Annotated in this window: 6 protein-coding genes; all 6 read left to right on the forward strand. The window is 67.4% G+C overall.

Annotation, left to right across the window (positions count from 1 at the left end):
• Positions 1-83: 83 nt before the first annotated feature.
• The 6 genes from GobsT_RS17850 (at position 84) to GobsT_RS17875 (ending at position 13599) form a co-directional block, all read left to right on the forward strand.
• The gene (locus GobsT_RS17850) at positions 84-2006 is read left to right on the forward strand and encodes an outer membrane protein assembly factor BamB family protein (protein ID WP_010042708.1); all 1923 of its coding nucleotides are present in this window, start codon (positions 84-86) and stop codon (positions 2004-2006) included.
• Positions 2007-2261: 255 nt separating this feature from the next.
• Entirely contained in the window at positions 2262-3446 is a 1185-nt protein-coding gene (locus GobsT_RS17855) for a hypothetical protein (protein ID WP_010042709.1), read from the forward strand.
• A 1016-nt stretch (positions 3447-4462) separates the two neighbouring features.
• Positions 4463-5908: an efflux RND transporter periplasmic adaptor subunit gene (locus GobsT_RS17860; RefSeq protein ID WP_010042710.1), complete on the forward strand. Its 1446-nt coding sequence runs from the start codon at positions 4463-4465 to the stop codon at positions 5906-5908.
• 12 nt (positions 5909-5920) lie between these two features.
• A complete protein-coding gene (locus GobsT_RS17865; protein WP_010042712.1) occupies positions 5921-9466 on the forward strand; it encodes an efflux RND transporter permease subunit in 3546 nt (1181 codons plus the stop codon).
• Positions 9467-9498: 32 nt separating this feature from the next.
• Positions 9499-9930, forward strand: a complete 432-nt coding sequence (locus tag GobsT_RS17870) for a hypothetical protein (protein WP_010042714.1) — start codon at positions 9499-9501, stop codon at positions 9928-9930.
• Positions 9931-10287: 357 nt separating this feature from the next.
• The gene (locus GobsT_RS17875; protein ID WP_010037901.1) at positions 10288-13599 is read left to right on the forward strand and encodes a sigma-70 family RNA polymerase sigma factor; all 3312 of its coding nucleotides are present in this window, start codon (positions 10288-10290) and stop codon (positions 13597-13599) included.
• The last annotated feature ends 31 nt before the right edge of the window (positions 13600-13630 follow it).

Genomic DNA, 13630 nt, shown 5'->3' on the forward strand with positions numbered 1-13630 from the left:
TCGCCTTGTCGCGCTCCCCGCAGTACGGGAGCGCGACGAGGGCACCGCCCGGTCCGTCGCCCCCAACACACGGAACGCCGATCATGACCACAAACAGCCAAGTGAAACTGCTTCTTACGACATCCGTCTGCCTGATCGCCAGCGCGGCCGGGCTGGTGAGCATGACCAGCGCCATGTCCGTGCCGCAGCCCTCGGCCGCTCCGGCGCCGCTCACCCCGCCGCCCCTCCCGCCCGGCCCGACCGTGGCACTCGCGGCGGACGCCAACGGTGAGTTGAAGGTCACCGCCGTGCAGAACGGGCACCTGACCGGCCCGCCCAGCTTCGTCATCGCGGCCGACGCCCCGAAGGGCGACTCGGCCCCCCTGGCGGCCAACGGCGGGCCGACCGACCACACCATGTTCGGCGGCACCCTCTCACGGAACATGGTGAACCTCAAAGAAAAGATCGCCAAGTTCCCGACGGAAACGCCCAAGTGGGACGAGGCGGAAGAGGTCAAGAAGTGGTCCGAGGAGTGGGTGCTGTGGAAGACCGATCTCGGGTCCCGCGCGTACGGCGGCCCGACCGTGGCCGGCGGCCGGGTGTTCGTCGGCACGAACAACGAACAGCCCCGCAACAAGCGCGACACGCTCAAGGACAAGGACGGCACCGTTCAGCCCGTGGACAAGGGCATCCTGATGTGCTTCGAGGAGAAGACCGGTAAGTTCCTCTGGCAGTCCGTTCACGACAAGCTGCCGAACGGGAACGTGACCGACTGGCCGAAGGAGGGGCTGTGCTCGACGCCCACGGTCGAGGGCGACCGGGTGTACTACGTGAGCAACCGCTGCACCATCGTTTGCGCCGACGTGAACGGGTTCGCCAACGGGAACGACGGGGTCAAGACCGAAAAGTACACCGACGCGACCGACGTGGACATCGTCTGGGAGTACGACCTGATCAAAAACCAGGACGTGTTCCCGCACAACATGTCCGCCGGGTCCCCGCTGATCGTGGGCGACCTGATCTACTCGGTCACCGCCAACGGCGTGGACGAGAGCCACATCAACCTGCCCAGCCCGCTGGCCCCCAGCTTCATCGCCATCAACAAGAAGGACGGCACGCTGGCCTGGAAGAGCAACGTCCCGGGCAAGAACATCATGCACGGGCAGTGGTCGAACCCGGTGTACGCGGTTCTCGACGGGGTGCCCACCGTGGTGTTCCCCGGCGGCGACGGCTGGCTCTACGGGTTCACCCCGGACAAGGGCGAGGTGATCTGGAAGTTCGACTGCAACCCGAAGGGCACCGTGTACGACCTGGGCGGCACCGGCAACCGCAACGACTTCATCGGCACCCCGGTCGTTTACGAGGGCCGCGTTTACATCGGCGTGGGCCAGGACCCGGAGCACTCCAGCGGGATCGCGAACTTCTACTGCCTGGAGCCGAAGAAGGGCAAGACCGGCGACATCTCGAAGCACCTCGAGGACCGTAAGAAGGGCGCGGACGGGAAGGACGAGGTCGGCGAGAAGCCGAACCCGAACTCGTGCGAGGTGTGGCGGTACGGCTGGGAAGAAAAGCGCAAGTGGTCCCCGCGCGACTTCAAGTTCGGGCGCACCATGTCCACGGCGTGCATCGTGGACGGGATCGTCTACATCAGCGAGCTGAACGGGTACATCCACTGCCTCGACGCCAAGACCGGCGAGTCGTACTGGCAGTACGACACGAAGGCCTCGATCTGGGGGTCGCCGTGCTACGTGGACGGCAAGGTGTTCCTCGCGGTCGAGTCGGGGGACCTGTACGTTTTCAAACACACTCCAACGCCCAAGAAGTTCGATGCGGTGGGAGCTGCCCAGAACGCCCCGAACATGAAAGAAGCGCGAGCCATTCAGAAGGCCGAAAAGGTCAAGACCGAGAAAGAATACCTGATCGCCAAGCTCGAGTTCCCCTCAGCGATCCGGTCCACGCCGGTCGTCGCGAACGGCGTCATGTACGTGATGACCGAGAACCAGTTGTTCGCACTCAAGACGAAGTGATTCCGGCGGGGCGCACTTAACCACGCCCGATGCCCCTCGGCCGACCGCAGACAGAAAAGACCGCTACGAACGGACCGACGGAACGAGCCGACGACCGGTCCGCGCGTAACCGGCCGATCCCTGACGAGAGTTTTCCGAGTTCGACCGCGAAGCCGGTTTTCTCATGAGCGTTTTGTCGGTCGATTTCCCGGGGGGCTCATGCCCCCCGCTCGCCTTTTGAACTCCTGAACCAACCTCGCTCGCACTGGAGCAACTGTGAAAGACACACCTGGCAAGCCGTCCCCTGTCACCGGCACGACGCTGGACGAGCGGATCAAGAACGCCCGCGCGCAGCTCGACGCCCACATCCGAGAAGTCGTCCGCTGGCACTTCTCGCCCGAAACCGGCACCCCGTTCTGGCTCGAAAAGGCCAAGACGTTCAACTTCAACCCCCTCACCGATGTGGGCGGGTGGGACGATGTCAAAAAGTTCCCCATCTTCGAGGACGACTGGCTGCGCGGCGGCCCGGTCCGCAAGTGGGTCCCGAAGGGCTACGCCGACCGCGGCGTGTACGTGTTTGAGACGGGGGGGACGACGGGCCTCCCGAAGTCGCGCATCGTGATCGACGACTTCAAGATCGATTACGAGATGATGTCGGACACGCTCCCCGACCAGTACTTCCCCCGGGGCGGTAACTGGCTCATGCTCGGGCCGAGCGGCCCGCGCCGGCTGCGGCTGGCGATCGAGCACCTGGCGCAGTACCGCGGGGGGATCTGCTTCTGCGTCGACCTGGACCCGCGGTACGTGGTGAAGTGCATCAAGGAGCGGAAAATTGCCGAAGCGCAAGCCTACAAGGACCACTGCATCGACCAGGCGCTGACGATTCTGGCCGGTGGCCACGACATCAAGTGCATGTTCACCACCCCCAAGCTGCTCGCAGCCCTCGACGAGGCGCTGCGCGGCGGGAAGCTCGAGGAGAAGTACCGGTCGATTGGCAAACCGGTGCCGCGCGGCGGCGTGCGGTCCATCAAGCAGGCCGGCATCACGGGCATCTTCTCCGGCGGGACCGAGTTCACCCCGCAGTTCACCCGAGAAGCCTACGAGGAGATGCTCGACAACGGCGAGGTGTACATGACTCCGACCTACGGCAACACGCTGATGGGCTTGGCGTGCTCGAAGCCGATCGGGCCGGACGACGGGTTCAAGATCAGCTACTACGCGCCGCAGCCGCGTGCGGTGATCGAGGTGGTGAACCCGAAGAACTACGACGAGGTGGTGCCTTACGGCGGCACCGGCCGGGTGCTGCTGTCCACTTTCACCAAGGAGTTCTTCGTGCCCCGGTTCCCCGAGCGCGACGAGGGCGAGCGCGAGAAGCCGTTCGAGAAGTACCCGTGGGACGGGGTCAGCGGCGTGCGGCCGTTCTCCGAGATCGCCGGCAGCACCGTCGTCGGGGTGTACTGAGATCAGGTCTACGGCCCGCTCACATGTTTCGAGTTGTGAGCGGCGCCACGCCACTGTGCGATCCAATCGAATCGCGACCCGGATTTTCTAACTCGTCGCTGCTCGAATCAGCAGCGGCAGTACACATTGCTTTGGAGCCGGTGCGGCCTGCCCTGGCACCCGTCGGCGGTCCTGGACCGCCTGCCCGTCAAGGCTGCCCTTAGAGACGTGCACTACGGCTGATGGCAGCGAGCCTGCGCGGTAGACCGGTTGATCGGCACCCCAACTGCGCTCATTCGTATGCGCGGTAGCGAGCGACACTCGAAAGCCGGCCGGCTTGAAGCCGCGCCCTTGATGAAACACGGCACGGCAGGGGGCGGAGGACTGAACATGGGTGATCGAGCCGCATTGACTCTGTTGCCACACGCGTGATAATAGCGTTACTGTTTGACACGCAAAAAGGGGCGAAATGCTGGTGCGGTTGCTGCTCGTGGTGCTGATGACGTTGGGGGGTACGCCCTTCCGCATTTGCACCTGCGCGAACGCCGCAAAACCAGTTCAGCCAGCGGATCACTCCGCTCCCGACTCCGACCCGGACGCAGAACTGTGTGGCTGCGGGCACCACGCGCCGACAACCGACCCGTCGGCGTCGCCCGGCGGCGCAAAATCGCAAACCGGTGAGTCGGATCGCCATTCTCACCCCGAACGGCACGAACGCGACTGTCCTTCGGTTCGTCCGCCTCTGGTCTCTTCGGCGACCGCACAGGTATCTGCGTCGCTGGGGCCAGATGTTAGCTCGGCAGAGGTGATCGCGCCGTTTGAGCCGGTAACAGCCGGTCGCGTTTCCTTGGGCGTGGCCGTCAGCAGGTCCCATTTCACCTCTCACGTTCCCCTATTCCTTTCGCTCTGCACCCTCCGGAACTAGGCACCCGACCGCGCGGTTGTTCGTCGGCCCGCGGTTTCCCGCGCCTGGTCGACTCTTCCTTATTTCTCTGATGGCCCGCGCCGTGTGGCGTGGGTGCGTTTACGGGTGCGCCATGAACCTGCGCAGATTCGTTTCGCTGGTGGTCGTGCTGACCGTTCTCGGTGCGGGCGGGTACACCGCGTATCGCACCCGGGAACGGTGGGTGCCGCACGTGTTCCCGGCCGGACCCGCGGCAAAGGCAGACGGGCACGGCGGACACGGTGAAAGGAAGGGGGGCGCGGACGCCCACGCCGGGCACGATCACGCCGGTCACGACCACGGCGCCCGCGACGATCGTGTGAAGTTGTCCCCGCAGGCGCAACGGAACCTTGCGCTCGACGTGGACCAACTTACCCCCCAGGAATACTGGCGGACGATGATGGTGCCGGGGATCGTCGTGGACCGCCCCGGCGAGAGCGACCGAGGGGTCACCACCAAGGTCGCGGGCGTGGTGACGGCGATCACCGCCCGCCCCGGCGATACGGTGAAGGCCGGGCAACCGCTGTTCTCCCTGCAGCTCGCCAGCGAGTTCCTTCAGGGCGCGCAGGCGGACCTGTCCAAGACCGCCAAGGAGATTGAGTTCGCACTCGCCGAGCGGGACCGGGTCGCCAACCTCGTCAAGCAAGGCACGACATCGGAAGCCGAGCTGATTAAGCAGCAGAACGCGGTGAGTCGGCTGAACACGCAACTGGAGACGGGCCGCCGTCAGCTCCAGGTGTTCGGGCTCACGCAGGCGCAGGTGGACGAGGTCCAGAAGGGCAAAATCGTGACCGAGGTGACGGTGGCCGTCCCCGGCCGGTCGCCGCAACCCGCGCCCGCCGCGGGAGCGATCGCGGAACCGCTGTACGAGGTGCAAGAACTCAAGGTGTCGCTCGGCGAGCAGGTACAGGCCGGCCAGACGCTCTGCCTGCTCGCGAATCACCAGCGGCTGTTCGTTGAGGGGCAGGCGTTCAAGTCCGAGGCCGATGCTCTAGCTGCCGCGGCCGAGAACCGGACGCCGATCCGGGCCGAGTTCTCCGACGAGGCGCCCGGCGCGTGGGCCGCGCAGGGGCCGCTCACCGTCCATCACCTGTCCAACCAGGTTGACCCGGCCGCCCGCACGTTCGCCTTCTACCTGCCGCTCGACAACCAGTCCCGCACGTTCGAGCGCGACGGCCGCACGTACTACGTCTGGCGGTACCGGCCAGGCCAGCGGGTGCGGCTGCGGTTGCCGGTGGAGAAGCTCGTTACACTCGCCCCGAACGGCCGCACCGAACTCCTGCCGTTCGTGCTCCCGGCCGGGGCCGTCGTCCGCGAGGGCGCGGAGGCGTACCTGTTCGTGCAGAACGGGGACATGTTCATACGCAAGCCCGTGCGGGTGCTGTACGAGGACCGCCGGGAGGTCGTTGTCGCGAGCGACGGGAGCGTGAGCGAGGCCGATTTCGTGGTGCGGAACCAGGCGGCCGCGCTCAATCGTGCCCTCAAGGCGGCTGCCGCGGGCGCGGGCGCCGACCCCCACGCCGGGCACTCACACGACTAACCGGAGGCCGCGGTGCTCAACGCCGTTATCAAGCTGTCGCTCCGCCACCGCCCGCTCGTCGTGGTGCTGTGTCTGGTTGCCCTTCTGTACGGGGGCTACCTGGGGACCGTCACGCCGATCGACGTGTTCCCGGACCTGGACCGGCCCCGCGTCACCGTCATGACCGAGGTGCCGGGGCTCGCGCCGGAAGAGGTGGAGACGCTCGTCACCTACCCGCTCGAGTCCGCGATGCTCGGCGCCACCGGCGTACAAGACGTGCGCACCCAGTCGGGATTCGGGCTGTCGGTGGTGACGGTCGAGTTCGCCTGGGGCACCGACATCAAGACCGCCCGCCAAACGGTGCAGGAGCGGCTCGCGACGGTGACCGGCGACATGCCGGAGGGCGTGAAGCCCCAGATGGCCCCGATCAGTTCGATCATGGGGCAGTTCCTGATCGCCGGGATGCGCCGCCAGCCGGGGCCGAACGGCGGCGATCTGGTCCAGGTGCCGGATTCGCCGCTGTATGCCGAACGAGTTGCCAAGGGGGACGGGCCGCCCGACCTGTTTGCGTGGAAGGTGACCGATCGGAAGAACCTGGCCGCCTGGGAGTCCGTTCCGGTGACCGGGGCGCGGTGGGGGGAGCGCGCGGCCGATGGCGAGCAACGCGCGCGGGCCACGGTCGGCGGGCGGTATTACGAGGTGACCTTCCCGTCCGAGACGCAGCGGGCGCTGGCGCTTCGCACGCTCGCGGACTGGGTGGTACGGCCCCGGCTGCTCAAGGTGTCCGGCGTGGCCCAGGTCATCACGATGGGCGGCGGCCGGAAGCAGTACCAGGTGCTTGTGGACCCGGCGTCGTTACAGAAAAACGGCGTCACGCTCCGGGACGTGGACGTGGCGCTACGCGCGAATAACGTCAACTTTACCGGCGGGTTCGCCGACCTTGGCGGCGTGGAGCAACCGGTGCGGGTGATCGGCCGGCTCGGGCCGCGGCCCGAACAGGTGGTCGCCGACCTGCGGCTGATCGTCGTCAAACCGCCGGCGAAGCCGGAGCCGGGCAAGGGACCCGATCGCGCGGTGCTGCTCAAAGACGTGGCCCGGGTGGTCGAAGGGGCGCAGATCAAGCGCGGCGACTCCAGCATCAACGGGCACCCCGGGGTCGCGATCACGGTCACCAAACAGCCCCACACCGACACCCGCGAGTTGAGCGACCGGGTCAAGGCGGCGTTCGCCGGAGTGGAGCCGTCGCTGCCGGCCGACGTGGTGCTGGAGCCCGGGCTGTACGAGCTGCGCGAGTTCATCGACCGCGGCGTTTACAACGTCGGCGAGGCGCTGGTCATCGGCGCGGCTCTGGTGCTCGTCGTGCTGTTCCTGTTCCTGCTGAACTTCCGCACCACGTTCATTTCGCTGTCGGCGATTCCGCTGTCGCTGGTCATCACCGTTTTAGTGTTCAAACTGCTCGGCGCGCTGACCGGCACCGAACTGTCCATCAACGTGATGACCCTGGGCGGCATCGCCGTGGCGATGGGCGAACTGGTGGACGACGCCATCGTGGACGTGGAGAACATTTACCGCCGGCTCCGCGAGAACGCCCACGCGCCCGACCCGAAGCCCGCGCTGCGGGTGGTGTACGAGGCCAGCGCCGAGATCCGCTCATCGATCGTGTTCGGCACGGCCGTCGTGATTCTGGTGTTCCTGCCGCTGTTCGCCCTGTCCGGGGTTGAGGGCCGGCTGTTCACCCCGCTCGGCGTCGCCTACATCGTGTCGATCCTGGCTTCGCTGGTCGTCTCGCTGACGGTGACGCCGGTCCTGTCGTACTACCTTCTGGCGCACTCGAAAGCCGTCCACGCGGAAACCGACGGGCTGCTGGTGCGGCTGCTGAAGTGGGGGGCGGCGGGGCTCGTCCGCCTGAGTATGCGTCGGGCCGCGCTGCTGCTGCTGTTCACGTGGCTGATGGTCGCGTACTGCGGGTGGCGGGTGACCACACTGGGGGCCGACTTCTTGCCGCCGTTCGACGAGGGCACCGTGCAGGTGGGGGTCACGCTCCCGCCCGGCTCGTCGCTCGAGGCGTCCAACGCCGTGGCCAAACTGGTGGACGGCAAACTGCGCTCGATGCAGAAGTCGGGCGCCCGGCCCGACGGGGAGGTGCTGGTGTTCTTCCGCCGCACCGGCCGCGCGGAGCTGGACGAGCACGCCGAGCCGCCGAACGTGAACGAGTACTTCGTCGCCATCAACCCGGCGTCCGGCAAGTCCCGCAAAGAGGTCATTGCCCTGCTTCAGAGCGAGGTGAAGGAGGAGGTGCCCGGGGTGGACGTGGAGGTGGAGCAGCCGCTCGCCCACCTGATCAGCCACATGATCTCCGGCAGCACGGCCCAGATCGCGATCAAGGTGTACGGCGACGACCTCGACACGCTGGAAAAGCTGGCGAACGCGATCAAGGCGTCGGTCGGCGGCATCCCGGGCATCAGCTCGCTGGCGGTGGAGCCGATCCGCAAGGTGGACGAGATCCACATCAAACTCGACCCCGAGTCGCTCGCTTTTTACGGCGTGGACCGGGCGTACGTCGGCGCGTTCGTCCAAACCGCACTCAACGGCGAGGTGGTGTCGCAGGTGGTCGAGGGGCAGCGCCGGTTCGACCTGGTGGTGCGGCTGGACGAGCCGTACCGGGCCGATGTGGGCAACTTGAAGGAGCTGCGGCTGGATCTGCCCAACGGGGGCGGTCAGGTCCGACTCAAAGATCTGGCCGACGTGACGCCGCTGACTGGCGGGGACAGCGGCGCGAACCAGGTGAAGCGCGAGAACGTGCGCCGCCGGATCGTAATCCGGTGCAACGCCGCCGGGCGCGACCTCGCCTCCGTGGTCGGGGACATCGAGCGGGTGGTGCGGTCCGACGTGCCGATGCCGGAGGGGTATTTCGTCGAGTACGGCGGGCAGTTCGAGAGCCAGAAGCGGGCCACCCGGCTGATCGCGGCGCTGGCCGCCCTGTCGGTGGTGGGCATGTTCTTCGTGCTGTACATGCTGTTCCCGTCCCCGCGGGTCGTGTTGCAGATCTTGAACGCGGTGCCGGCTGCGTTCATCGGCGGGGTGCTCGCGCTGGTCGTGACCGGGCAGACGCTGACGGTCGCGAGCCTGGTCGGGTTCATCTCGCTGGGCGGGATCGCGGCCCGCAACGGCATCCTGCTGGTCAACCACTACCTGCACCTGATGCGGCACGAAGGCGAGGGGTTCACCGAGCACATGATCCTGCGCGGCAGCCTGGAGCGGCTGTCGCCGGTGCTGATGACGGCGCTCACCGCGGGCATCGGGCTGATCCCGCTTGTGGTCGCCGGTCAGCAGCCGGGACGCGAGATTCTGTATCCGGTCGCGACGGTGATCCTCGGCGGCCTCATCACCAGCACGTTCTGCGAGTTCCTGCTGCGGCCCGGGCTGTTTTGGCGGTTCAGCGGCGGCGACGCGGTGCGGCTCGCCGGGAACGAATCGGACGCCGACGGGCTGGACGACCCGCCCGCCGCGTCACACGAACCACACCCGCCGCACGGTGCGGCGGGGGCAGTGAGCGCGGCCGCCCCGCAGGGGCCGTGACGACGGTGTTTCTCGACTAGGAGGGCGACGAGATGCGCACGATGTTCGGGTTGGGGCTGGCGGCGGTGCTCGGGCTGGCGTTCGGCGGTGTGAGCCGGGCCGAGGACGAGGTCGGCCCGCACAAGGGGCCGGTCGTGGAGTGGGGCGACGAGGAGTTCCACCTGGAGGTCGTTGCCGACGCCAAGACGGGCGACGTGACGGTGTACGTGTACGGCAACCACAACGACCTTCACAAGGGCCGGGCCATGCCGATCGATGCCAAGGCGCTGACGCTCGCGCTAAAGACCACCGAGCCGGCCACGACGGTCAAGCTGGAGGCCAAGCCGGCCAAGGACGACCCCAAGGGGCAGTCGTCGGTGTTCACGGGTAAGAGTGACGCCTTCAAGACCGACAAAAAGCTGGTGGGCACCATCAGCGGCAAGGTCGGCACGAAGCCGTACTCCGGTGACTTCAAGCAGAAGTAATCCGGTGCGTGAACCACCCGCCCCGGCGCCCTCCCTGCAGGGAGGGGGAGCAAGGCACTTCGGAATCGCTTCGCGCACTGCGTTCGCTCGGGGCTGCCGCAGAACGCCCCTTCCCTGCAGGGAGGGGGCTGGGGGGTGGGTCGCTCACGCGAACTCAATCTGCTTCGGTGTTTTGCGAGTGGTGCGCGCCACCCGCCTGCTGACGCAGGCGGTTCGACCGTGACTTGTCGAACCGCCTGCGTCAGCAGGCGGGTGTAGCCAGGGCGTCTCACCCAGGCCGCATGATTCCGAAGCAGACGGAACTTTTTCAGCTCGCGGCGGCATTCCTTGGGAGAGAATACCCCCGAGGAAGCCGGTATGCCCATCACCCGTAACATCTTGGCGGCGCTCCACGCACCCGGCCCCGACACCGGGGCGACCGATGCGGAACTGCTGGGGCGGTTCGCCGACACCCGCGACGAGGCGGCGTTCGAGGCGCTCGTCCGTCGGCACGCCCGGCTGGTGTGGGGCGTGTGCTGTCGCGCACTGGGACACGCCCAGGACACCGAGGACGCCTTCCAGGCGACGTTCCTCGTACTCGCCCGGAACCCCCACAAGCCGCGCCGGGCGGGCACCGCGTCCGGGTTCCTGTTCGGTGTGGCCCGTCGGGTCGCACTGAAGATGCGGGCGCAAACCGCGGCTCGGGCGGCGCGCCCGCCGGCCCCAGAACCCGGAGCGGGTGCCGATCCGTCGGCCGAGGCCGCTCTCCATGAACTTCAGGCGGCGCTCGACGACGAGGTCGGCCGGTTGCCCGAGGTTTACCGGGTGGCGTTCTTGCTGTGTGTGGTTGAGGGCCTGTCACGGGCCGATGCGGCGGCCGAGTTGGGCGTGGCCCCGGGCACGTTGTCCGGTCGGCTCGCCCGCGCACGACTCTTGCTGCGCGCCCGGCTGGCGAAGCGCGGGGTTCAACTGGCGGCAGCACTCGCTCTCAACGACCTTGCGGCGTCGGCGGCTCCACCGGCCGCGGTGCGCGCGGCCGTTGCAGTCGGTGCGGCGCGACAAGTAAAACCGGTTCTTGCTGTGGTGGCGGATGTACTGCGCGCCCGGACGGTGTTGGGCGCCGCGCTGGGGTTGGTGGCGTGCGTCGTAGTGGCGGCCGGGTTGGCAACCGGGGACCCGCCGCGCCCGGCCGACGTGCCGGCACCACGATCGGCCGAAAAGTCGGTCGAACGTCCGGCGGCTCGGGACGTGCGGGGTGACCCGCTGCCGGTGGGGGCCGTCGCGCGGCTCGGGTCGGCGCGCTGGCGGCACGAGGGCGAGGCCGAGTCGCTGGCCTTCGCCCCGGACGGCAAGACGCTGGCCGTCCTCAGCCTCAACGATCACTCCATTTCCTTGTTCGAGACCACGACCGGAAAGACTGTTCACCGCATTGCTTTTCCGGACGGAACGTTTGACCCGAGCGTTGTGGCCTTCTCGCCAGACGGGTTGCTGTTCGCATGCCGTGGAGGGGACGGGACCGTTTACCTGTGGGACGCGCAGAGCCGAAAGCTCGTCCACACCCTGAAGTCCGTTGGCGGGGAGGGCCCTGGGCGGTGGTCGCCGGTCGTGTTCTCCCCGAATGGGAAATTCCTGGCCGCCTCTGCTGGGCCGAATCTGATTGCGATCTGGGACGCCGTAAAGGGCAAACACGCGGTGACCGTAACGGGACACCAGCACGCCAACCCGTCTATGGCATTTTCCCGTGACGGCCGACACCTTGCTGTTGCTACTCAAAACCCCGTTGTGCAACTCTTCGACGCTGCCACCGGTAAGCGGGCCGGCGGGTTCGACCCGGGCCAGCGGTTCGCGCTGTGCTTGGCCTTTTCCCCCGACGGCAAAGTGATCGCAACAGGGGGAAAGGACATGATCGTTCTTTCTGACGCAGTCACCGGCAAAGAACTCGGGCGAATGGAAATGAAACAGGTGCTGAACGTGGCCTTCGCCCCCGACGGCAAGGCACTGGTTTCGGTGGGCGAGGACTGCAAGGTGCGTGTGTGGGACGTGGCCACCAAGAGGGAGCGCCGCGTGCTCGACGGCAGGGGGTGGCTCGGACGGTCGATGGCACTTTCTGCGGACGGCAAGACGGTCGCGCTGGGGAGCGTACACAACGTGGTCCGGGTGTGGGACCTGGACACGGGCAGGGAACTCTCCGAGCAAGCGGACGGCCACGACGCCCCCGTCCGCGCGGTCGCGTTCTCGCCCGACGGTCGAACCCTCGTTACCGGCGGTGAGAACCAGCAAATCCGCGTGTGGGATGCGGCAAGGTTACGGCCCGTCGGGCAACTCAAGGGCTATAGCGCCCAGCACGTCGCGTTCTCCCCCGACAGCAGCCGGCTGCTGACCGCGTGGGACTGGAGCAAGTCCGCCCGCGTGTGGGATATCAACCGGGGCAATAAGCTGCTGGACTTCGGCCCGGTCGAAGGCGAGCGGCTTCCCGCTGCGGCTTTTGCGCGGGAGGGGAAGACGGTGGTGACTGTTTCCTGGCGGTGGAACGGTGAAAAGCCCGTTCCCAACGCTCCGCGGACTATCGGCCTCTTCGGTACATGGGACGCTGCGACCGGGAAACGGATTCGGGAAGCGAGCTTGCCGGGGGTGGGGAACACCGTTCTGGCTCTGTCACCAGACGGCAGACTGGCAGCGGTCGGGGGGCAGGGGGAGGCGCCCCTCTGGTTGTGCGACATCGCACGCGGCCACGAGCGCCGCCTCTCGTACACCCCCTGGGACACCGTCAAGGGCGTTGCATTTTCCCCGGACGGTCGCCTCCTGGCAACCGGGGGCATCGATCGCGAGCACGTGGTCGGAGGAGGGACGCACCACCGGCCACGGATCTGGGAGGTGAGCACCGGCCGCGAAGTGCTACAGTTGGCCGGTCACGAGCGGACGGTGACGGCGCTGGCGTTTGCGCCGGGGGGACGGGTCCTGGCTACCGCGGACGGTGACGACAATCTACCCTCCCTGCCGCCGGGACCGCAGACGATTCGGTTCTGGGATGTCGGCAGCGGAAAGGAGCTGGCCCGGCTCGGCGGTCATCACTCGAACGTTACGTCTCTGGCATTCTCGAAGGACGGGACGCAACTCGTCGCCGGAATGAGCAACGGAACCGCGCTGGTTTGGGAGGCGCCCGCGGCGATCAAGCCAGTGCCCTCGAAACCCGGGCGGAAGTTGGGTCCGAAGGAACTGGCCGCGTTGTGGAACGATCTCAGCGGGAGTGACGCCCGCGTTGCGCACGAGGCGGTGCGGATTCTGGCCGGATCACCAGAGCAGAGCGTGCCCTTCCTGGCGGACGCTCTCAAACCGGCTGGGAAGCTTGACGCGGCGCAGGTTCGGAAGTGGATCGCGGACCTGAAGGACGACACGTTCGCGGTGCGAGAGGCCGCCTCGCGCGAACTCGCCGCACGTGGGGAGGACGTCGAGCCGGACCTGGAGAAGGCACTGGCAGACGTCTCACCGGAAGCGGTTCGCCGGGTCCAGGCCCTCCTGACCGCGCTCCGCAACTCACCGCCGCCGGACCGCCGCAGGGAGTTGCGCGGCATGTGGGTGCTGGAACTGATCGGAACACCAGCCGCCCAAAAGGTTCTGACCAGCATTTCCCAGGGCGACCCGGGCGCCCGGCTGACCCGCGAGGCCAAAGCGGCCCTCGCCCGCCGGTGAGATCGTGCGGCCGCGCGCCACCAGTGCGGCG

The organism is Gemmata obscuriglobus (genome assembly GCF_008065095.1).
Lineage (GTDB): Bacteria > Planctomycetota > Planctomycetia > Gemmatales > Gemmataceae > Gemmata > Gemmata obscuriglobus.